General features: G+C 36.8%; 21 protein-coding genes, 1 other RNA gene and 1 pseudogene. 16 read left to right on the top strand and 7 right to left on the bottom strand.

Annotation, left to right across the window (positions count from 1 at the left end; translation table 11 throughout):
* The first annotated feature begins 423 nt into the window (after nucleotides 1–423).
* The 12 genes and pseudogenes from J0N78_RS18730 to J0N78_RS18675 form a co-directional block, all read left to right on the top strand.
* The gene (locus J0N78_RS18730) at nucleotides 424–645 is read left to right on the top strand and encodes a spore germination protein (protein ID WP_209124642.1); all 222 of its coding nucleotides are present in this window, start codon (nucleotides 424–426) and stop codon (nucleotides 643–645) included.
* A gap of 15 nt (nucleotides 646–660) precedes the next feature.
* Complete coding sequence (locus J0N78_RS18725; RefSeq protein WP_209124641.1) at nucleotides 661–870, top strand: spore germination protein GerPB; 210 nt, start codon at nucleotides 661–663, stop codon at nucleotides 868–870.
* A gap of 38 nt (nucleotides 871–908) precedes the next feature.
* Complete coding sequence (gene gerPC / locus J0N78_RS18720) at nucleotides 909–1,523, top strand: spore germination protein GerPC (protein WP_209124640.1); 615 nt, start codon at nucleotides 909–911, stop codon at nucleotides 1,521–1,523.
* Entirely contained in the window at nucleotides 1,520–1,699 is a 180-nt protein-coding gene (locus tag J0N78_RS18715; RefSeq protein WP_209124639.1) for a spore gernimation protein GerPD, read from the top strand. Before gerPC ends, J0N78_RS18715 begins: the two co-directional genes overlap by 4 nt.
* Before the next feature lie 54 nt (nucleotides 1,700–1,753).
* Entirely contained in the window at nucleotides 1,754–2,158 is a 405-nt protein-coding gene (locus J0N78_RS18710) for a spore germination protein GerPE (protein ID WP_209124638.1), read from the top strand.
* A gap of 35 nt (nucleotides 2,159–2,193) precedes the next feature.
* The gene (locus J0N78_RS18705) at nucleotides 2,194–2,412 is read left to right on the top strand and encodes a spore germination protein (RefSeq protein WP_209124637.1); all 219 of its coding nucleotides are present in this window, start codon (nucleotides 2,194–2,196) and stop codon (nucleotides 2,410–2,412) included.
* Between the two features lie 51 nt (nucleotides 2,413–2,463).
* Nucleotides 2,464–2,928 carry an Hsp20/alpha crystallin family protein gene (locus J0N78_RS18700; protein WP_209124636.1) on the top strand — a complete coding sequence of 155 codons (465 nt, stop codon included), beginning with the start codon at nucleotides 2,464–2,466 and terminating at the stop codon, nucleotides 2,926–2,928.
* Nucleotides 2,929–3,243: 315 nt separating this feature from the next.
* Nucleotides 3,244–4,071 carry an electron transfer flavoprotein subunit beta/FixA family protein gene (locus J0N78_RS18695; RefSeq protein WP_209124635.1) on the top strand — a complete coding sequence of 276 codons (828 nt, stop codon included), beginning with the start codon at nucleotides 3,244–3,246 and terminating at the stop codon, nucleotides 4,069–4,071.
* Nucleotides 4,071–5,105 carry an electron transfer flavoprotein subunit alpha/FixB family protein gene (locus J0N78_RS18690; protein ID WP_209124634.1) on the top strand — a complete coding sequence of 345 codons (1,035 nt, stop codon included), beginning with the start codon at nucleotides 4,071–4,073 and terminating at the stop codon, nucleotides 5,103–5,105. The genes J0N78_RS18695 and J0N78_RS18690 overlap by 1 nt, the downstream gene beginning before the upstream one ends.
* Nucleotides 5,089–6,384, top strand: coding sequence for an FAD-dependent oxidoreductase (locus tag J0N78_RS18685; protein WP_209124633.1), 1,296 nt, complete (start codon nucleotides 5,089–5,091; stop codon nucleotides 6,382–6,384). Before J0N78_RS18690 ends, J0N78_RS18685 begins: the two co-directional genes overlap by 17 nt.
* Nucleotides 6,384–6,680 carry a ferredoxin family protein gene (locus J0N78_RS18680; protein WP_209124632.1) on the top strand — a complete coding sequence of 99 codons (297 nt, stop codon included), beginning with the start codon at nucleotides 6,384–6,386 and terminating at the stop codon, nucleotides 6,678–6,680. Before J0N78_RS18685 ends, J0N78_RS18680 begins: the two co-directional genes overlap by 1 nt.
* A 161-nt stretch (nucleotides 6,681–6,841) precedes the next feature.
* Nucleotides 6,842–6,994: pseudogene (locus J0N78_RS18675) on the top strand (truncated hemoglobin); the annotation flags it as partial.
* Nucleotides 6,995–7,131: 137 nt separating this feature from the next.
* On the opposite strand, the gene J0N78_RS18670 reads toward J0N78_RS18675, so the two are convergent.
* The 5 genes from J0N78_RS18670 to J0N78_RS18650 all read right to left on the bottom strand — a co-directional run bounded on the left by J0N78_RS18670 (nucleotide 7,132) and on the right by J0N78_RS18650 (nucleotide 11,879).
* Nucleotides 7,132–7,479, bottom strand: coding sequence for a hypothetical protein (locus tag J0N78_RS18670; protein WP_209124631.1), 348 nt, complete (start codon nucleotides 7,477–7,479; stop codon nucleotides 7,132–7,134).
* Nucleotides 7,480–7,907: 428 nt separating this feature from the next.
* Nucleotides 7,908–8,579 (bottom strand): SOS response-associated peptidase, encoded by a 672-nt coding sequence (locus J0N78_RS18665; protein WP_209124630.1) that lies wholly within the window; start codon nucleotides 8,577–8,579, stop codon nucleotides 7,908–7,910.
* 180 nt (nucleotides 8,580–8,759) lie between these two features.
* Nucleotides 8,760–8,940, bottom strand: a non-coding RNA gene (ssrS, locus tag J0N78_RS18660) — 6S RNA.
* 233 nt (nucleotides 8,941–9,173) lie between these two features.
* The gene (locus tag J0N78_RS18655; protein ID WP_209124629.1) at nucleotides 9,174–10,403 is read right to left on the bottom strand and encodes a TolB-like translocation protein; all 1,230 of its coding nucleotides are present in this window, start codon (nucleotides 10,401–10,403) and stop codon (nucleotides 9,174–9,176) included.
* Between the two features lie 144 nt (nucleotides 10,404–10,547).
* Nucleotides 10,548–11,879: a DUF2254 domain-containing protein gene (locus tag J0N78_RS18650; protein WP_209124628.1), complete on the bottom strand. Its 1,332-nt coding sequence runs from the start codon at nucleotides 11,877–11,879 to the stop codon at nucleotides 10,548–10,550.
* A gap of 178 nt (nucleotides 11,880–12,057) precedes the next feature.
* Between J0N78_RS18650 and J0N78_RS18645 the strand changes: the two genes are divergently transcribed.
* From J0N78_RS18645 to J0N78_RS18630, 4 genes are all read left to right on the top strand, one after another.
* On the top strand, nucleotides 12,058–12,477 hold the full coding sequence (locus J0N78_RS18645) for a CoA-binding protein (RefSeq protein ID WP_209124627.1): 420 nt from the start codon (nucleotides 12,058–12,060) through the stop codon (nucleotides 12,475–12,477).
* A 245-nt stretch (nucleotides 12,478–12,722) separates the two neighbouring features.
* Nucleotides 12,723–14,696 carry a DNA topoisomerase IV subunit B gene (gene parE / locus J0N78_RS18640; protein WP_209124626.1) on the top strand — a complete coding sequence of 658 codons (1,974 nt, stop codon included), beginning with the start codon at nucleotides 12,723–12,725 and terminating at the stop codon, nucleotides 14,694–14,696.
* A gap of 1 nt (nucleotide 14,697) precedes the next feature.
* Nucleotides 14,698–17,142, top strand: a complete 2,445-nt coding sequence (parC, locus tag J0N78_RS18635) for a DNA topoisomerase IV subunit A (protein WP_209124624.1) — start codon at nucleotides 14,698–14,700, stop codon at nucleotides 17,140–17,142.
* A 304-nt stretch (nucleotides 17,143–17,446) separates the two neighbouring features.
* Entirely contained in the window at nucleotides 17,447–17,776 is a 330-nt protein-coding gene (locus tag J0N78_RS18630; protein WP_209124622.1) for a hypothetical protein, read from the top strand.
* A 626-nt stretch (nucleotides 17,777–18,402) separates the two neighbouring features.
* Here the strand turns inward: J0N78_RS18630 and J0N78_RS18625 are convergent.
* Together J0N78_RS18625 and J0N78_RS18620 are read right to left on the bottom strand one after the other, a co-directional pair.
* Complete coding sequence (locus J0N78_RS18625) at nucleotides 18,403–18,981, bottom strand: GNAT family N-acetyltransferase (protein WP_209124620.1); 579 nt, start codon at nucleotides 18,979–18,981, stop codon at nucleotides 18,403–18,405.
* Nucleotides 18,982–19,021: 40 nt separating this feature from the next.
* Nucleotides 19,022–19,273 carry a hypothetical protein gene (locus J0N78_RS18620; protein WP_209124618.1) on the bottom strand — a complete coding sequence of 84 codons (252 nt, stop codon included), beginning with the start codon at nucleotides 19,271–19,273 and terminating at the stop codon, nucleotides 19,022–19,024.
* Between the last annotated feature and the right edge of the window lie 52 nt (nucleotides 19,274–19,325).

Raw genomic sequence — 19,325 nt, 5'->3', positions numbered from 1 at the left:
AAAGGTCATATCCTAGTTTTCCTGCTTGATATTCTTTAACTAGCATTAACTTAAATTGTTCACTATATTTAGCCATTAAAAACACCCCAAAAGTTAGATTTCACTCTAACTTTTGGGGTGCAGTACATCGTTGGGCTCTTTTTTGTGTGCAAAGGTTATCCAATTTACCCCAAATGTCGAATGACCACATCCACCTGTCAGTTTCTGCGCTTCCCGCGGAAATAAAACTATATTTTTTCCCAATATAATAACGAAGACTCGCAACATTTTCCATTTCCCAGTAAAACATTTTTATAAAAATCTACTTCTCTAGCAAAAGTTTAAATAAACGTTTAATTAAAATTCCGTTTTGCCATTAGGTGTAACGCCTAAATAAAAATTTCATATAATACCTACAAGGATTAAGAAAAAGGGTGTTTGTTTATGCCAGCGATAGTAGGAGCCATAAAAGTCAATAGCATTTCAAGTAGTGGCATCTTTCATATTGGAGATGTTTTTAATGTCTCACCGAATAGCACAGCAAAAACATTTGCTGGTGCAGGCTCGTTTAATACAGGAGATGGATTGCATGTTAGAAGTGACTATAGTGTTACGCAAGTCTATGACGCTGATGTAGTCGATCAGCCAATCGTAGGGAACATTTAATGAGGAGCGTTTGCTATGAACTTTTTTGTTAATCAGAATATTGTTATTCATAACTTAAGAGTCGATGCTATAACAAACTCTTCTGTTCTGCAAATAGGAAGTGCTGGGATTATTAAAGCTCTCTCTAACTTATATAATACAGGTGGATTTACGGAACCTGCACCAGAAATTGGCAGTCCACCTACAACCCTACCTTTTGTACCACTTGCACCCCCAAGCGTTTAGTTTAATAACGGAATACAGTGTGAAGGTGGGAAATAATTATGTATAACAACTGGAATTATGCATCCTATTTTGAAAAAATGAACGAGTACCTTCAAGCGCAAAATGAAAAAATTCTCCAGTTGGAGCAACAACTAACACAAATGCAAGAAGAGTTATCCCAATTGAAGCAAAATCCATCAGGTAGTCATATCGATAAAATTGAGTATAAATTCGATCAACTGAAAATCGAACGACTAGAAGGAACTTTAAACATTGGCATTAGCCCTAATGGAAGTACAGGTCCGATTGAAGATTTTAATGTCAATCAAAATGACCTTCGTGTTCCTTCATTTGTTCATAACCATCCAGAAAGTGTTCAAGCGATTCAACAGCAAATCTACCATTACCTAGACCATGAATGCCAACCATTGCTCCAATCGATAGAGCAAAAATACAATTACCAATTAGATAACAATTATCGAAACTTCATTATTGGTGATGTAAAAAAACAAATTGATCAGAGGATCCATCATTATTTAAACCAAGTACAAGGAAATCAATATGATGTAAAACAAGTTGAACAAATGACGCTGAACAAAGTAAAAGAGGATATCGGAAATACATTCGATGCCTTTATCAGACATTTACCAAGAGAGGAGAATCCGTCAACATGAATTTTAATGTAGTTAACCGTGACCTATCGGTAGGTACAATTCGAATTATCGGGGTTTCCAGTTCTTCAGTATTGTTAGTAGGAGACACAGATTCACTTTGCTTATCTTCCTATTTTGATACACCCGCAGAATCTTTAATTGTCGGCCCATTTGTACCACTTGCTCCTCAACAATAACAATTCCAACTTAGTTCAGGGGTACAATCTAGCCAAACAATAAGAGGTGAAAAGATGCAAAAACGAATTTCTCATGTTGATTTTGTAAATGTTACAGACGTTTCAACAAGTAGTATTTTACAAGTCGGCGATAGTTACAGAATTACCCCGAGGTCCAGAGCACTTGCTGTGCAACGACAGATCGAATTTTTTTACGGTGATGAAGGAAATTTTGATGTTTATCCTATCTTTCAAATCGACATTCCTAAGCCAGTAGTTACTGAGCCAATCAGAATTACAAGAACGAATGAAAACCCATTTATTCGAGTAAACAATATCAAACTCATTGGGGCAGCAGCTTCTTCTGTCGTTCACATTGGCTCCAACTCCATGATTGATGCTGAGACACGTGTCAAACATATACGTCAGTTTGTTGGCGACCCATATCAAATGCGTAACGCTCAAGGGGATCAAGCATAAACTAATTATTATCTTAATAAAAAGGGTGTTTGTATATGCCAGCCATTGTAATAGGTCCATTTAAAATTAATGGGAATGAGGGAAATATAAGTTTCGGAGACGTTTTGAATATGTCACCAAAATCAGCCGGTAAATCCATTTCTGGTTCTGGAAGCGGGAATACAGGTGACTTTATTTGTACAAATAATGGAATAAGTATTAATGGGGCATTGGATCCTGATGTACTTGATCAAAATGTAGCTGCGAATAATTAATGCGCGTTTACTAGCACTTTGAAACTCTAATTATACGAAAGGAACATCGAAGTGAATAATTTTGACCCTTTTCAACATATGAAACAGTTTCAACAGTATTTTGATCATTTTTTTAAAGAAGATTTTTGGGCTAACTTTCAAAATTTGACTACTCAGTCTATAAATCAATTAAAAGTAAATCTTTATGAGTCTGGTTATGAGCTTGTAGTAGCAATAACGCTACCAGGCTTAAAATCTAAGGACGATATTTCCATTTTTATCGATGAAAAGTTAATAGAAATTGAAGGTCAAATGAAGTTTAATTTGAAAGGATACCGTACACTCCAAGAAGAAGCGACTGCTGGGAACTTTAAGCGATCCATTGAGCTTCCTTATGCTATTCGTAAAGATCGAGTAGAAACGGTATACCGAAAAGGAATTTTATTTATTCATTGCCACCGACTATTAACACAAAACGATCGTCAAAAAATAGCAATTCAATCGATAGATGATGAAGATTTGTCGATTGAAAAATAAAATAGTCGGTTAACATGGGGCCACGTAAAAACTTTCTAAATTGTAAAATTAAAAAATAATCATATGTTCCATGCAAAAGCACCTTTTAAACTAGTAGGACGTCCGTGAAAAGCGGTACCGTTCTACTAGTTTTTTGTCTGTTTACACTTTTTCATCTCTATGTTTTCATCAAGTATTTAAGCTTCAATTGTAATTGCCGAAAGAAAACAAGCATTTTCTTACCATTGTCCTTATATATTTAAAGTAATGACATGAATGATATACACATAACTGTCTGAAAAATGAATGGTGTGGTGTTGAAAGGAGTGAATGTGATTGCTTCATATTGTAGCGTGTATTAAGCAGGTGCCTGACACGAAGATCATCAAGATGAACCCGAAGACAAATACGATGGATCGAGCGAGTGCTCCAGCCATTTTAAATCCTTACGACTCTCATGCAGTTGAAGAAGCAGTACGACTAAAGAATCGATATGGGGGAACTGTTTCCGTTCTTACGATGGGGCCTCCACCAGCAGTAAAAGCGATTAAGAAATGTATTGAAATTGGTGCTGATGAAGGGTATATGATCTCAGATCGTGCGTTTGCTGGTGCCGATACATTGGCAACAAGCTATGCGTTAACATGTGCATTAGAAAAGATTGCGAAAGAGAAACCAATTGACCTGATTCTATGCGGGAAAATGACAATCGACGGTGATACCGGACAAGTTGGTCCCGGAATTGCTAGACGACTCGATATCCCACCATTAACATCCGTAAAAAAAGTTGTTGAAGTCAATAAAGAAGAAGGGTATATGGTCGTTCACCGAAAACTAGAGGACGGGTATGAAGTTATTCAATCACAACTGCCTTGCTTACTTTCTGTTGAAAAAGAAATCAATGAAGTTCCTTATTCTTCTTTCCCAAACATGCTGAAAGCAGCTCGCTATGAACCGACGATTTGGGCAGTTGCTGATTTAGAAGGAGTCGATCGTAAACAACTCGGTTTAAAAGGATCACCAACAATCGTTGCGAAAGTATGGGCACCACCAAAGCCTGAAGGCGGAAAAATTCTAGAGGGCAGCTCACAAGAAAAAGTGGAACAATTGTTAGGGGTTTTAATGGAGAAAAAAGAATTGTTCACACAGAAAGGAGGAGCGTAATGAATTTCGAAGATTACCGCGGGGTCTGGGTATTTATCGAAGAAAATGAAGGGAAAATTGCTCCTGTATCCCTTGAATTGTTAGGTGCTGGGAAAAAGCTCGCGGACAAACGAGGGGTGGAATTAGGTGGTGTTATCATCGGCGATAACGTGAAACAAATCGTTAATAAAGTATACGAGTATGGTGCTGATGTCGTATATATATATGATGAGCCGATCTTCAAAGATTACCGGACTGAATCATTTATGAAGGCACTTCTCGATTGTTGTCAAAAGCATAAGCCCGAAATTATCTTATTTGGAGCAACTTCAACTGGCAAAGACTTAGCGAGTGCGGTAGCTACGGATTTACCGACAGGACTGACTGCTGATACGACTGAACTTGATGTTGAAGAAGATACGGGCTTACTATTAGCCAGCCGTCCTGCCTTTGGTGGTAACATCATGGCGACGATACTTTGTAAAAAATACCGTCCGCAAATGGCAACGGTTCGTCCGAAAGTGATGAAAGCGCTCTCCAGACAACCAGGGAGGACCGGAAAATTAGTGGAAGAAACCATACCGTTAAAAGAAGGTGATGTGCGGACAAAGGTATTAGAAATTGTTCGTGAAACAACGAAGAAAGTTAGAATTGATGAAGCTGATATTATTGTCGCTGGTGGAAAAGGCTTAGGTAGCTCAGAAGGTTTTCAAATATGTCATGAACTTGCAGATACGCTTGGCAGTGCAGTCGGCGCAAGCCGTGATGTCGTTGAAGCAGGGTGGATTGAACACCACCATCAAGTCGGGCAAACAGGGGTTACAGTTACACCGAAAATTTATTTTGCGATCGGTATATCTGGAGCAATACAGCATCTCGTTGGCATGAAAAACTCCGGACTCATTATTGCCATAAATAAAGATCCTGAAGCCCCTATTTTCGAGTCATGTCATTACGGTATAGTCGGTGATGCATTTGAAATTGTTCCAATATTGATTGATCAATTTAAAGTAGCGTTGTCAAGAGAGGAGGCATCTCATGCTCGAAAAGTTTGATTGTATTGTAGTAGGTGCTGGACCCGCTGGCATTTCATGTGCTTATGAAATAGCCAAAGGAGGGGCAAATGTCCTTCTGCTTGAACGCGGAGAATATCCTGGTTCAAAAAATGTTATGGGAGGCGTTCTCTACCGGCAAATGATGGAAGATGTCATCCCAGAATTTTATAAGGAAGCTCCTTTAGAGCGTCCTGTTGTGGAGCAACGCTTTATGATGATGGATAAAGAGTCTGCCGTAACATTCGGTTATAAAGGCTTAGAATGGGGAAGGGAACCTTATAATAACTTCACTGTATTACGAGCGAAATTTGATCAATGGTTTGCAGGAAAAGCGGTCGAGCAAGGAGCTTTACTCGTTAATGAAACCGTCGTCTTAGAATGTATCGTTGAAGATGGAAAAGTTATTGGTGTAAGAACCGACCGACCAGACGGCGAAGTCTATGCTGATGTTGTTGTTTTAGCTGATGGAGTTAACTCCCTTCTTGCCAAATCACTAGGTTTTCATAAAGAATATCAGCCCGATGAAGTTGCACTCGCAACAATGGAAATTGTAAAACTAGACTCTAAAATTATTGAAGATCGCTTTAATTTAGAAAAAAACCAAGGCTGTACGATTGAACTTTTTGGTGATGCGACAAAAGGAATCCTAGGAACCGGTTTTCTTTATACGAACAAAGATACGCTAAGCATTGGGGTTGGAACGCTACTATCTGGTTTGATCAAACATAAAATTCGTCCGTATGAGCTCTTAGAATATGTTAAAAATCACCCAATGATCCGTCCTTACATTCAAGGTAGTGAATCACAGGAGTACTTAGCTCACCTTATACCAGAAGGTGGCTATCATTCAATGGGGAAAGTCGTTGGGAACGGGGTTATTGTCGTAGGGGATGCAGCCCAACTCGTTAACGCAATCCACCGTGAAGGCTCAAACTTAGCGATGACCTCAGGAAGATTTGCCGCTGAAACAGTTCTTATGGCCAAAGAAGCTGGCGACTTTTCTGAAAGAATGTTAGACCACTACCGCAAAAAGTTAATGGATAGCTTTGTTGGTCAAGATTTAAAGAAATACAAAGACTCTACACACCACTTTGATAAATTCCCACAATATTTTGACCAATATATACCGATGATGAACAAAGCAGCAAGTCAAATGTTTACCGTTGACGGCATGTCTAAGCGAGATAAACAAAAGAAGATTATTAAAGATATTGGTACACCAAAACAGAAATTTAAAATTGCTCGCGATATGATTAAAGCATGGAAGGTGATGAAATAATGAGTGAACAAAAAAAAGGTCAGTCTATCGAGGAAAAGCAGTATCTTGTTCGCTTTAATGCCGATACGAAGTCGCATCTTCATGTTATGGACGAAGACATTTGCTTAAACAAATGCCCAGACAAAATTTGTACGATTTTTTGCCCAGCCGAAATTTACAAGTGGGAAGATATCCGAATGCATGTCGGTTATGAAGGCTGCCATGAATGTGGAAGCTGTAGAATTGGCTGCCCACATCAAAACATTCAGTGGGAATACCCAAAAGGCGGTCATGGGATTGTGTTTAGATTAGGGTAATCTTTACCAAGCTTATTTCCAGAAATAATAAAAGGAGATTTTCGCGCAGGAAAGCTATTACCATATTTTGGTGATAGCTTTTTTATTTGAAATTATTAAGTAAAAAAAATAATATTCTGTGGAAAATACTTCTATATAAATCAAAATAGGAGTGAAAACCCATGGAACAAACACTTTATGAAAAAGTTGGTGGCGAAGAAGCGATCGGCAAAGTAGTAGACTATTTTTACTCAGAATTAGTGCTCAAGGATGAGACCGTAAATCACTTTTTTAAAAATACCGATATGGAAAAACAGCGTCGACATCAAACCAAATAAGTCTAATTCGTTAATGAAAAAGTTTATGAAGGAAAAACGGGAGGAGGGAGGATAGAATAAAGATTATGTATGTGCATCTGTTCACATAGATCTGTAAAAAGAAACGAGAGAGGATCTTGTTTCTTTTTTATATGTTAGCTAGCAGCTTGGGGGATCTTTGTAATTTGATCTTCACTAGCTCTTTTTTCTATTTCCTTTGTAAAAGTTAGGGCATCGTCCATGGTCGGGAAAAACGCAGACACGAAATATGGGTGTAGACATTCAAACTGACCAGATGTTTTCGCAGGATATACAAGAACTCGCCATTGATAAAAGTTACAGTTTTGCGAGACTTCTGTTCCTTCTAAGGCAATTAACCAGTGGGTAAATCCATCATGTAATTCTCGGTTAGGTAATTTTTCTAAAGCTAAGATCCGGTCATTTTCACCAATAGGAACGAGCGGCTTTTGATAAAACTCACCAAAGTTAGGAATGAATTTCATAGACATTTCTCCTTTTTATTATAGGCTGTTTTCGTAAACTTTGTTGCTTTTGGACCGTTTTTTGAAAATAAAATAGCCTTTTCAAGACAAATTCATTTGTCTGAACGGCTATTTTATTTTCAAAACCTTCACGCTATGCGTGAAGAGCCAAGCATCCGCTTGGCTTACGGTCCAAAAGCTAAAAGCAACAATCTCTGAGAAAAGAGCCTTATTATATTTTAAAGGACCAGGACTTAGCTATTTCACGAAAGCGCTTTTACGATATATAAATATGTGTATATGAATCGAATTATTGTATTATATGTTCGTTATACTAAAAAGATGACTATTTTCACACACTATTGTTTTTTCAAAAAGTCTGAATTATGTATGAGAAGGCTGACGTTAGAGGTCTGCCTCGTTTTTGGAAAAGCTTTGTTTGGACGGTTCTATACTATTGGAGCTATTAATGAAGGGGAATCGTTATTTGGTGAATTAACCTCAGAAGATACTTTGTAAGCTAACATTTCTTCAGGTGAGAAAGGTTGTAGGAGACTGTTTAAGATTTGTGGATCATCAATTGTAGGCGTAAGCCAAGTTTTTTGAGCTTCCTTTGATAAAATAACCGGCATACGATCATGAATGTCTTTCATAAACAGGTTTGGACTTGTTGTAACAATTGTACATGTATAAATAACGGTACCTTCTTTTGATCTCCAGCGTTCCCATAAACCCGCCAAAGCAAACACCTCTTGATTTTTAAGCTTTATACGCATAGGTGTTTTTTTCTTATCAACTTTTTTCCATTCATAAAAGCTATCTGCAATTACTAAACATCTACGGTTTTTATAAGCTTGTTTAAAGCTCACTTTTTCTGATAGTGTTTCCGCTCGAGCATTAATTAATTTATAGCCGATTTTTGGGTCTTTTGCCCAAGACGGAATAAGCCCCCAACGGAGATATCCCGCTCGATTGACATGACCGTCATTAATGACAGTCAATATATTTTGACTAGGTGCTATGTTATAACTTGCAGAATATTGATCTTCATATACGTTTCCAATATCAAATTCTTCTGTAATTAGAGTCGGTTCAGCTGCTAAAGTAAAGCGGCCACACATGATCATCACCTCATTTAGTTCTATTCACATTATAGGCAATATTTGTATCATTCATAAAGAAAATGCTTCAGTTAATAAAAATGCAATCGAAGAAATAAGTGAAACTAATTACTATTATGCACAAACTAAAAAACCGCTTGGGCTCATGAGCTCCAAGCGTTTAATAATTTTAATTAAATATTGATTCCCACTCTGCCGTACCTCGTAGTGTCTTAAAAACCTACTCTCGTAGGTGGGTGTCCTCTCTAGACCGTTCAACTTCCCCCAGCTTGCAGGGCTTGTTGTTGGGAATAGAATGATGAACTCCCTAAAAAACAGTATCGGTTTAAGACATTATGAAGTACTAACATCGTAGGGTTATTATGTAAAAGGAGGAATGGGAAATGAAGGATTTCTAATTCCATTCCTTTCAAGATAACGCATGTATGGTATGCGCTATGGCAAGAGTTTTGAAGTGAGATGTGATGAAGTTCATCACGTCTCGGGTTTGTTGTACTTGTAATATATCATGGCTGAACAGCTAGATTCAATGGAAAGTAAAGGTGCCATAACCAAGAGAAACTATGTTGACGAAAGAAAGAGATGCTAAAGTGTTCAATTAGAGAAGGTAGAGTAACCTGACAAATTGCGGATCCATGGTGTTGCATTTTCACCATTTGGATCTGCTATCCATAAATCCCCGCTACTTTCCGTCTCTCTTCTCCTTACCCAAGTAACTTTGTGCGCAGAGGGTAAATACTGAGGCTGATAATCACCATAATTTTTTGGAGGGTACGTTATTTTGGTTTGATTTCGGCCTTTTATATCCACAAGATATAACGATGGTTTAGGACGTTGTTGTGGATCATTTGACCATTCGCTTTCTTTTACTCTAGAAACAATTAGAGAATGGTCTTTTACCCAAGTAAACCCTAACTCTGCATAGTTAGGAGGAGTTAGATTAACTTGAGATGTAGAGGGAAGATCCGTTACTTTTAAATCTTTATTTTTAAACCCAAATACAATTCTGCCACCTCCTGCAATATAACCTAATAAATTCCTCTTATCTGCCCACTTCGGATCATCCAAATACTGAATAACCTCATCGATCGCTTCAAATTCTTTACCATTTGCAGAGATGACACAAAGCATATTGCTATCCATCGCCAGCGAAGCCGTAGGGGATACAATAAAAGAAATCCACTTTTGATCTGGTGAATACATCAGAGAAGAAGCATTAATCGCCATTACAGTTAAATCCCCTTTTTTTACTTCACTTGGTATTACAAACAATTCCTTCACATGGTCAGTTAAACTTTTTACGTTTTTATAACCACCTTCTAATGTAATCGTGTAAAGTATCGGGTTTGTCCACCCAGTAGGCCGTAGATCAGCACTAGAAGAGGCAATAAAACCGTTACCATCGGGCTGCCACTCATAATCAAAAACACCGAGAGCGATATTATAGAAGCTTTTTAAATCAGATATATTGAGAACCCCATCACTTTTAAATGCCACAAGGTTTGCAATTGGAGACCATTTCGGCTTATAGCCATCATAAAATACTTGATGATGTTCTTTTGTATTAAGGTTATAGACCCATATTTCATTTTGTGCTTCATCTCGTTCCTTTTTTTGATAGAGGATCATACGTCCATCAAATGACCACTCCAGGGAAGTATAGGAAGCTATTTTCTCGGTAATTCTTTCTTCTTTGTTATTGATTTTTGTCCAAACGTGACCATTGCGAATAAAAGTTACTTTTAAATTTGAAGCATTCACTTCTGCGTGAGTATGAATAGGGAAAAGGAGACAAAAAACAATAAGAACATGCATTATTTTCATACAGCAACACCTCGTCCTTATTATCATCATTCGTTTAAGATAATATAAACAAAAGAAAGAGGATAACTCAATTGTCATCCTCCAGCTCTTAAGAAGAAATTACACTTTCTTTTAAACATGATATGCAAAGCACGAGATTTATCATTAAATCTCGTGCTTTGCATGATGATCTGTTTTTGTATGTAAGGCAAGCTCCTCCAATTTTTTATGTAAATACTGTTCATCTAACGACAAAAACGTTTTCTCATTCATACCCTCAACGATGTAATCTGAAAAACGTTTAATCTCTTTTTTTACATCGTTATCGTTGTAAGAAGCGACAACATTTAACGCTTCAAGTATCGCTGATAATACAGAAACATCATCATTTGCATAGTGACGCACTTGATAGAAGGAACGGTATAGATAATCGCGGAAATGCTGTTGCTTTAACATCAATCGAAGTGCTCGATTGTCATCATTATAAAAACAACGCTCGATATTTTTTTGACCTAAGACAGTTAATACCTTACCAAGTTCATTAATACAAGAAATAGCAGTATTAGGATCATTAATCCCTGGTGATAACGCTTTCAAGCAAATTTCGACCAACTTTGTTAAACCAAAATCAACATCCTGTACAATTGCTCGCTCATTCCCAAAATGAAAATACGACAAATATTTTTGGGGATTTATTTTTTTTGTAAGCGGCCAAATATGCAGAAATGGAGTGTACTTATCAACATAATCGCCTAGTTGAAACCTCATTTCAATAATGACATCGTCCTGCTTTGCTTGTTCAATAAGGGGTTGATGATCAATTATTTGTAAATAACCAGGATCACTCACATAAGCGAACAAAGGTTCTTTTTGTTTGATCTCAGCACTTTCCCAATCATCCCACGGGGCATCGTGATGTGCCACTTGCTTATCCTGATAATTTTTATGGATCGATTCGATTGTATTCATCGAGATTTGGTGAATTAAATTACTCACTTGGATCCAAAGTGAAACGTGGTGAATAAAAAACACGAAAAACCCTACACAAACCATCGCATAAATAACAGCAACGGTAGGAGAAAAAAATAACGATAACCCGTCTTTTTCTCGCATTAATAAAAGCGTAACGATTGAAAAAATAAACCCACTAATGAACACACCTAGTATGCGCTGAGTATGATGATCATTGACAAAGTTTTGTAGTGTTCGTGGAGAAAATTGTGATAGATAGGTAGTGAGTACGACCATAATTGTTGAAAAGGAAATTGTAGTCATCGTTAACAAAGAAGCTGAAATTGTACCTAATAATGTTTGTGCTAATTCTAAATCCGTGAAAAAAATAGCAGGGATTTTAGTTCCTATTCGTGTTGAATAAAAAAGGTGATAGTCCAATTGAATAAAGATAAAGGAGAGAACGATAGCAATAACACTATAAAAGCTAGGTAAAAACAAAAAGCTTGATCGTAGCTGTAATAGTTTTGTCTGTAGTCGGATCATTATTTCACCTCACTATAGTGCTAATTGCTATCGTTTTAAAATAGTACCTTTAATTATTTATTATTTCTTTTCAAGTAAAAAATATGAAAAAAGAGCAGGAATTTTGTAGATTACGCTGAATGTATGAGAGATGAAAACATATCGTATGATAAAAGGGAATACAAAGGAGTGATTATATATGGCGATTGAAAATCCTAGTCGCACTGAAATCGGAGAAATCTTAAAACGTAGTAAGCGGATTGCAGTTGTTGGCTTATCCACAAACACGGAAAGAACTTCTTATATGGTTTCTGAGGCGATGCAAAGTGCAGGATACGAGATCATCCCTGTTAACCCAGCAGCTGTGGGAGAAGAAATACTCGGAGTAAAGGCAGTCGGAAGTTTAAAAGATATTGACGGTCATGTTGATATTGTCAATGTGTTTAGAAGAAGTGAGCATCTCCTCGATGTAGCGAAAGAAGCCGTTGAAATTAAGCCAGATGTATACTGGGCACAACTCGGACTTCAAAATGAACAAGCTTATGAATTTTTAACGGAACATGGTGTGAAGACGATTATGGATCGATGTATTAAAGTGGAGCATGCGTTAACAAAATAGTTACGTAAAGTCCTTAACGATAGTAAAAGTTAAGGACTTTCTTTTACTAGATAAAATATACTGCACGAACATTTTTCAATAAAAAGCAGGAAAAACGCGATTAAGTACAAAATATACAAAGAAACAGATGTTCTTTTGTGATATATTGTTTAAGGAGAAATTAGATTTTTTCCTTGTTTTAGGTTATAGTTCTATTCTATAGACAAAGAAAAAAATGAATATGAGCGAGGGAAAGGAGCTTTCAATTGGCGACTAAACAGAAATTAGAATACAATGATGATGCCATACAGGTACTAGAAGGCTTAGATGCCGTCCGAAAACGCCCTGGAATGTACATTGGTAGTACTGACAGTCGCGGATTACATCATTTAGTTTATGAAATTGTAGATAACGCTGTAGACGAAGCACTTGCAGGCTACGGTGATTATATAAAAGTTACGGTACATAAAGATAACTCCATTAGTGTAATTGATGATGGTCGTGGTATGCCTACGGGGATGCATAAAATGGGCAAACCAACACCTGAAGTCATTCTTACGGTCTTACATGCTGGAGGAAAATTTGGCCAGGGCGGTTATGCAACAAGTGGTGGACTTCACGGGGTAGGTGCTTCAGTTGTTAATGCTTTATCTGAATGGCTCGTCGTCGAAATTAAACGAGATGGGAAGATCTATCGTCAACGCTTTGAGCACGGAGGAAAGCCTGTTACGACATTAGAAAAAGTCGGAACAACAAAGAAAACAGGAACGAAAATTCACTTCAAACCAGATCCTACGATATTCAGTGTAACGACCTTTAATTTTGAAACGTTAACTGAACGATTAAGAGAAGCAGCCTTCTTGCTCAAAGGGCTGAAAATAGAATTAGTTGATGAACGAAAAGACAAAGAGGCAACTGAAGCTTTCCATTATGAAACCGGAATTGAAGCATTTGTGGAATATCTAAATGAAGATAAAGAAACATTGATGCCTGTTATTTTTTTTAATGGAGAACAAAACGGGATTGATATCGAGTTTGCGTTTCAATTTAATGACGCCTATACCGAAAACGTATTATCTTTCGTTAACAATGTCCGAACAAAAGACGGTGGAACGCATGAAGCAGGGGCAAAAACGGCGATGACTCGAGCCTTTAATGAGTATGCACGTAAAGCAAAATTACTAAAAGAACGAGACAAAAACTTAGATGGTTCAGATATTCGCGAAGGGTTTACTGCAATTATCTCGGTTCGAGTACCGGAAGAAAAGCTACAATTTGAAGGACAAACGAAAGGGAAATTAGGAACAGCGGATGCTCGTTCAGCTGTTGATGCGCTTGTCTCTGAAAAACTCGCTTATTTCTTTGAGGAAAACCCAGATTTAAGTACGATGCTTATTAAAAAAGCGATTAAAGCTGCACAAGCGCGCGAAGCGGCACGAAAAGCGCGTGAAGAAGCAAGAAGCGGCAAAAAGAGCAAGAAAAAAGACGTTCTCCTTAGCGGAAAATTAACTCCAGCACAATCGAAGAACCCAAGTCGAAACGAACTTTACTTAGTCGAGGGAGACTCAGCAGGAGGGTCTGCAAAGCAAGGACGAGACCGGAAATTCCAAGCGATCCTACCACTACGCGGGAAAGTAATAAACACAGAAAAAGCGAAATTAGATGACATTATGAAAAACGAAGAAATTCGTACGATTATCCATGCGATAGGTGCTGGAGTCGGTGCTGACTTCTCAATTGAAGATATTAACTATGATAAAGTCGTCATTATGACAGATGCCGATACTGACGGGGCTCACATTCAAGTATTACTATTAACTTTCTTTTATCGTTATATGAAGCCACTCGTTGAGGCTGGAAAAGTGTATATCGCACTCCCCCCACTATACAAGGTAAGTAAGGGTACAGGTAAGAAGGAAGTCCTTGAATATGCCTGGGATGAAGATGAATTGCAAAAAGCAATAAAAAAGATTGGTAAAGGCTATACGATCCAGCGTTACAAAGGTCTTGGTGAGATGAATGCTACCCAATTGTGGGAAACGACAATGGATCCGGAAACACGAACGCTTATTCGCGTAAAAATTGATGATATTGCTCGTGCGGAAAAACGGGTATCGACGCTAATGGGAGACAAAGTAGAACCACGACGTAAATGGATCGAGTCTCACGTTGCATTTGGCTTAGAAGAGGATACTAATATATTAGAAAACGAAAATATTATGGTAACGAAGGAGGATTAAATTGGCACAGACAGAGCGCTACTTAGACCTACCACTAGAAGAAGTCATTGGCGATCGCTTTGGTCGCTACAGTAAATACATTATCCAAGATCGTGCGCTGCCAGATGTGCGTGATGGATTAAAACCTGTACAACGCCGAATTTTATATGCGATGTATCGTGAAGGAAACTTGGCGGATAAACCTTTCCGAAAAGCAGCGAAGACTGTTGGTAATGTTATCGGTAATTACCATCCACACGGTGATACGTCGGTGTACGATGCGATGATCCGAATGAGTCAGGATTGGAAGCTCCGAAACCTTCTAGTTGAAATGCACGGAAATAATGGATCGATTGATGGGGATCCACCAGCAGCTATGCGTTATACTGAGGCCAGGTTATCATCAATTGCCTCAGAACTTTTACGTGACATTGATAAAGAAACAGTTGATTTTATTCCAAATTTCGATGATACACAGGAGGAGCCTGTCGTATTACCATCAATGTTTCCTAATTTACTGGTCAACGGTTCAACTGGGATTTCCGCCGGATACGCGACTGATATTCCCCCTCATCACCTAGGAGAAGTGATTGATGGTGCTATTCATTTAATGGAAAATCCACTTGCGAGTCTAGATGACCTAATGGAATTTGTGAAGGGCCCTGATTTTCCAACAGGCGGTATCGCACAAGGAATTGACGGTATAAAACAAGCCTACCAAACTGGAAAAGGGAAAGTCGTACTGCGGGCAAAAACCGAAATTGAAGAGCTCAAAGGCGGTCGTCAACAAATTGTTATAACAGAAATACCATACGAAATCATTAAAGCAAATCTTGTGAAAAAAATGGACGAGCTTCGGTTTGATAAAAAAGTTGACGGTATTGCTGAAGTACGAGACGAAACAGACCGAACGGGTCTTCGCATTGTCGTTGAACTAAAAAAAGACGCAAGTGCAGAAGCGATTTTAAACTATTTATATAAAAATACAGACTTACAAGTGACGTATAGCTTCAATATGGTTGCCATTCACAATAAACGACCTCAATTACTAGGTCTAAAAGAAATGCTGCAAGCTTATGTTTCCCATCAAAAAGAAGTGATTACGCGTAGGTCCAAATATGAACTACGTAAAGCTCAAGAACGTGCTCATATCGTTGAAGGTCTGATTAAAGCAATCTCAATACTAGATGAAGTAATTACAACAATCCGCTCCTCTAAAGATAAGCGTGATGCAAAAGATAACATCATAGAACGATTTGAGTTCACCGAACCTCAAGCAGAAGCAATCGTGACGTTACAACTTTATCGCTTAACAAATACAGATATTACAACATTACAAAAAGAAGCAGATGAATTAGTGAAACAAATTAATCGATTAGAAGGTATTCTAAAAAGTGAAGCCAAATTAATCAGTGTCATAAAAAAAGATTTACTACAAATCAAGAACAAATTTGCTGATGAACGAAGAACGATTATAAAAAAAGACGTAGAAGAAATTAAAATTGACCTTGAGGTTCTCGTCCCAGCTGAAGATGTCATTGTCACTGTTACAAAGGAAGGTTATGTAAAACGAACAAGCCTTCGTTCTTACGCAGCTTCCAACAGTGAACCACCTGGAATGAAAGAAGAAGACTATGTAATTGGCCATTATTATACAAATACGATAGATACACTCCTAATCTTCACAAAGCTAGGAAACTATTTGCATTTACCTGTACATCAACTCCCAGACATACGTTGGAAAGACAACGGTCAACATGTAGCTAATCTTGTTTCTGGTTTAGACCGTCAAGATGAAATTCTACATTCAATGATTATCAAAGACTTTAGTGAAGACGAATACTTATTATTTATAACGAAAAATGGAATGGTGAAACGAAGCCAATTATCATTATATAAAGCACAGCGTTTTACAAAGCCACTTGTTGCTGTGAAGCTTAAAGAAGCGGATGAAGTTGTCAATGTACATCTAACGAACGGAACCACGGAGATCTTCTTGGGAACAAATCAAGGATATGGACTATGGTTTGGAGAAGAGGAAGTAAGTATCGTAGGGCAACGAGCAGCTGGAGTTAAAGGGATTAACTTGAAAAAAGACGATTATGTAGTAAATGGATACACATTTAATTTAAATGACGATGTTTATTTCTTTATCGCTACACAACGTGGAGCTGTCAAGAAGATGTCGATCACTGAATTTGATAAGTCTACACGAGCAAAACGAGGACTCGTTATGTTACGTGAATTAAAAAGTCAGCCGCATCGAATTGTCGGTATTGAAAAAGTATCAGATGCCGAACAAATCATACTCTTAACAAAAAATAACGCAAAAGCGTTTGTTGAGGTAGCTCATTTAAGACCAAATGACCGCTACAGTAACGGTTCTTTTGTTATAGACAGCTCGACAGATGGGGAAGTTAACCAAATATGGCAAATTGTTAGTACCGAACCAAAAAATGATGAGTAAATTACTCATCATTTTTTTTCGGCATTTATTACTTAACTAACCAAATTAAACTTGAAATAAGAAATAATGATGAAGAGGAACTAAAACAGAAGTGAAGCAAAAATCTAAATGAAAGACAACATATAACAAAAATTATGCTAGAAAGCACCTAATATATAAGAATTATTTTGTATTACATAATAATATTATGTAAACTATAGAAGAAGTTACTGGATACAGACACATCTTTATGATAGAGTAATATTATAGTTAAGTTTTATTACAATGTCTTGCCATTAAAAAATAATAGATGTAGGTGATAAATATGATGAAACAAGAGATGTCCAATTTCTTTATTCAGAAAATTGAAACAGCAAAAGTGCAATTCGAACGAACAATTGATTGTAAACACACTGAATTCGACGATTTATACCCATACATGAGTGAGCAACCACAATTTTTTTGGTACAAACGATATGTAGCATGGCAAGAATTATTAACAGTAGTAAAGATTGCTCAAGAACTAGACATAGACTGGAGCCAAGCCTTTACAGAAAAACAAGCTAAATATGTACAATCAAAAGTTTTAGACGCAAAAGTTTTAGACTATTGGTATGAAGAAGTTATTTCTGAAGAAGAAAAACAAAGTAAATAAATCATACAAATCTAATAATTACAATTCAACAAAACCATCCAATTTCAATATTAAATATTGAAATTGGATGGTTTTGTTTGTAGAAGAACATAAATTAGTAAAATAAATTTTCTATTTTCGTCTCACTATTTTGAGTTTACTTAAGTTTTGAGATATATTACCTTTTTTGTTTTTGACTTCCTATAATATATATTATGTAAACTAGAATAAAAAATAAAAAACTTACATGCCTACTGTAAGTTTAAATCTTTTATATACTAAATCCTATTTTTTACTACCATTTACTACTAGTTGTTACATTCATACAATAACCTTCATTATCAACCCAACCATCACCATCAATGACTCCGCGTACAAATGAAGGTAAAAATTCCTCCGGGACATTAGGGAATGAAACAGTTAAGGATTTTTTTGCAAAAATACCTAGCCTTTCAAGATCTTGTTTAACTTGTTTGGTATTTTAAGTTGAGTCCTTAATTTTATTATGTTTTATATTAGTCTAGTTAACCCTATATAATATTCATTATGATTTGGGAATGTATAGGCACTTTGATTCATCAGTATGATCAGTGATGAAATGAATACATACTGAAAAACAAATAGTTGTACTGTATGAAACAGTACAACTATTTGCGAAAGAGGTTTTGCCCTTGGTTATATTCCTTTTTTAGTATTGAAAAGACTAATACATCGTTGTATTCTTCCCCTAGGAACTGATGTTCACGAAGAATTCCCTCTTGCAGGAATCCATTTTTATTCATTAATTTAATAACACTACGATTTTTAACATTTGTATATGCATAAATTTTATTTAAATACATTTTTGTAAATCCGTATTCCATTAGAAACATTAACGTTTCCTTTCCAAAACCTTTACCCCATTCTTTACTTGAAATATTACCGCCGATTTCTGCATGCTGTGATAGTCTATCCCACTTTTTGAAGCCACAAGTTCCTATGATCTTATTTGTTTCTTTTAATTCAATTCCCCAACTTATACTGGTATAACTCTGATTAGATTCCTTGAAATTCCGAACCAATTCTTCAGCCTCTAATAGATCTTTAAAAGGTTCACTTTGGTCTAACATCAAAACATTAGGGTCAGAATAAAGACAATAAATGTCGTTTTTATCATCCATTGTAAGATCTCTAAAGATTAAATTTTGGGTTTTAAAGGGTACTAAAAATGACTCTTTCTTCTGCATACCAAGAGCACATCCTCTATATTAACATTTTATATTATAGTTAATAGAAAAATGGTCTTCGACGGAACCTGAAAGCTACGATTGATACTAATGCAATTGCGGTTAATGCTGCTGCTGCAAAAAAGTACATTCCATGCCCGTGTCCATGTGATGGACCTACAGTCCGAAGAAAAACACGTTCACGATCTACTCGTTCAATTTGTCCAACATAAACTTTTCCGTGACGATCTCTTATTTCAACTTCTGCACCTATATTTTTACTACATATATTGTAATAATACTCACAAGACATACCTATACTACCTCCCTCACTTCTTAATTAAATGGTCTTGCCTTATTCACTA

Origin of the sequence: Alkalihalobacillus sp. BA299 (assembly GCF_017745675.1) — a bacterium.
Classification (GTDB): Bacteria; Bacillota; Bacilli; order Bacillales; family Bacillaceae_F; genus Alkalihalobacterium.
Note: the sequence above shows the minus strand (reverse complement) of the source record. Positions and strands in the feature narration are given on the sequence as shown.

Bases quoted from the DNA above. Each gene is read 5' to 3' on its own strand.
- J0N78_RS18730 (WP_209124642.1), top strand. From the start codon at position 424: ATGCCAGCGATAGTAGGAGCCATAAAAGTCAATAGCATTTCAAGTAGT.
- J0N78_RS18725 (WP_209124641.1), top strand. From the start codon at position 661: ATGAACTTTTTTGTTAATCAGAATATTGTTATTCATAACTTAAGAGTC.
- gerPC (WP_209124640.1), top strand. From the start codon at position 909: ATGTATAACAACTGGAATTATGCATCCTATTTTGAAAAAATGAACGAG.
- J0N78_RS18715 (WP_209124639.1), top strand. From the start codon at position 1,520: ATGAATTTTAATGTAGTTAACCGTGACCTATCGGTAGGTACAATTCGA.
- J0N78_RS18710 (WP_209124638.1), top strand. From the start codon at position 1,754: ATGCAAAAACGAATTTCTCATGTTGATTTTGTAAATGTTACAGACGTT.
- J0N78_RS18705 (WP_209124637.1), top strand. From the start codon at position 2,194: ATGCCAGCCATTGTAATAGGTCCATTTAAAATTAATGGGAATGAGGGA.
- J0N78_RS18690 (WP_209124634.1), top strand. From the start codon at position 4,071: ATGAATTTCGAAGATTACCGCGGGGTCTGGGTATTTATCGAAGAAAAT.
- J0N78_RS18685 (WP_209124633.1), top strand. From the start codon at position 5,089: ATGCTCGAAAAGTTTGATTGTATTGTAGTAGGTGCTGGACCCGCTGGC.
- J0N78_RS18680 (WP_209124632.1), top strand. From the start codon at position 6,384: ATGAGTGAACAAAAAAAAGGTCAGTCTATCGAGGAAAAGCAGTATCTT.
- J0N78_RS18670 (WP_209124631.1), bottom strand. From the start codon at position 7,479: ATGAAATTCATTCCTAACTTTGGTGAGTTTTATCAAAAGCCGCTCGTT.
- J0N78_RS18665 (WP_209124630.1), bottom strand. From the start codon at position 8,579: ATGTGTGGCCGCTTTACTTTAGCAGCTGAACCGACTCTAATTACAGAA.
- J0N78_RS18655 (WP_209124629.1), bottom strand. From the start codon at position 10,403: ATGAAAATAATGCATGTTCTTATTGTTTTTTGTCTCCTTTTCCCTATT.
- J0N78_RS18650 (WP_209124628.1), bottom strand. From the start codon at position 11,879: ATGATCCGACTACAGACAAAACTATTACAGCTACGATCAAGCTTTTTG.
- J0N78_RS18645 (WP_209124627.1), top strand. From the start codon at position 12,058: ATGGCGATTGAAAATCCTAGTCGCACTGAAATCGGAGAAATCTTAAAA.
- J0N78_RS18630 (WP_209124622.1), top strand. From the start codon at position 17,447: ATGATGAAACAAGAGATGTCCAATTTCTTTATTCAGAAAATTGAAACA.
- J0N78_RS18625 (WP_209124620.1), bottom strand. From the start codon at position 18,981: ATGCAGAAGAAAGAGTCATTTTTAGTACCCTTTAAAACCCAAAATTTA.
- J0N78_RS18620 (WP_209124618.1), bottom strand. From the start codon at position 19,273: ATGTCTTGTGAGTATTATTACAATATATGTAGTAAAAATATAGGTGCA.